The organism is Adlercreutzia sp. ZJ304 (assembly GCF_011039075.1).
GTDB lineage: Bacteria > Actinomycetota > Coriobacteriia > Coriobacteriales > Eggerthellaceae > Adlercreutzia_A.
The window spans coordinates 1-1,369 of record NZ_JAAKEG010000029.1; the positions used below are offsets into that span (position 1 = coordinate 1).

At 38.6% G+C, this 1,369-nt stretch carries 1 protein-coding gene; it reads left to right on the forward strand.

The window, feature by feature from the left end; genetic code table 11:
• Positions 1-1,013: 1,013 nt before the first annotated feature.
• Positions 1,014-1,369 (forward strand): Rpn family recombination-promoting nuclease/putative transposase (locus tag G7Y46_RS09025; protein ID WP_165254018.1); only part of this gene is annotated, 356 nt, incomplete at its 3' end.

Below are 1,369 nucleotides of genomic sequence, written 5' to 3' on the forward strand. Positions count from 1 at the left end.
TTAGAACGAGGGCTGGAACGCGGACGAGTGGAAGCTGAAATGCGTTATGCAGAACTCACAAAGTTACTTCTCTCTAAAAAGCGTGAAAACGACCTATTCAAGGCATCCGAAGACCCAACCTATCGTAAGCAGCTTTTTGCTGAGTTCGGCATTTAATACAAAGCTAAAAGCAATTCGTAAATTTAGGCTTTAGTGCCTATTCTTTTGAAAATTTCATCCCGGATATAGCGTGTCAAAGAGTGTGCCATTAGGTGCAATTCTTTGGCACGCTGCTCTTTGGCGCATCCAATTAGGTTGTGTGTTGCCTTCGTCACTTTTTAGGCGAAGACATGGTCAAAACTTTCGACTTTCCACAGTCCTGAACGCAAAACCCTGTCTGCTAAGGCATCAAAAAAGCGTCAAATTTTCTGTTTGCCCAGTGTTCTCCACAATTCAAGTTAGCTATGTGGCGCTATGACCATGGAAAGTCGGAAGTTTTGACCATTTTTCTAACTATTTTGACTAGTATGCGGATGAGTTGAATCGTAATCTAGCGTCAAGGTGTTGAGAGTTTACCCAAAAGCCATCTTGCGGAGGTATCGTTTTCCCTAACACTAGAGCCTCCGCATAAGCTACATCTCTACCTTTATCTTTCAGCTTTTGTAAACCCATTTTTCTTCATCTTGCCGCCGCAGATTGCACATTTTCTAGTAAACATCGCTCACTCCTGTTCATAGGTTGACTTTTTCTTAGAGAAGGCTTGCCTGAACAGGTATGCCAAGTGAGAATTAGACACATTTTTGCCTATATCCTAGGATTTTTTAGTGTGGCAAATGCCAGCTTTCTGCAAGATTTACACTCAATAAAAGTTGCAACTATGGGGATTTGAGATGTCAATAGGTGTTGCAAACAGTTAGTTTTGTGCCAAGGTTTGTATGTCGCTTGATATCGCATTTTTGATACACAGATATAAGGTTTGCAATCTAGTCTTGATTAGAAGATTTATAAGTCTTCTAGAGAAAGAATAGATTGCTATGGATAAAGAAAAGTTTGTTTCTATTACTAATCAGTTCATGTTTAATCGCGTAATGATTCAAAAAGATATATGTAAAGACTTTCTAGAGTGTGTCTTAGGTAAACAAATTGATGACCTAATCTATAAAAACGCAGAACAAGCAATAGAACCTAGACTAGACTTTAAGAGTGTTCGACTTGATTTGTTTGCTAAAACAAAACACGAAGTTTTTGACATAGAACTACAAGTTCAACAAAGAGCAGATATCGCTAGGAGATATAGATACTATCAAGCATCTATTGATACTGCATCGCTTGATAAAGGGGCAGACTACGATAAGCTAGACACAAGCTATATTATATTTGTTTGCAATCA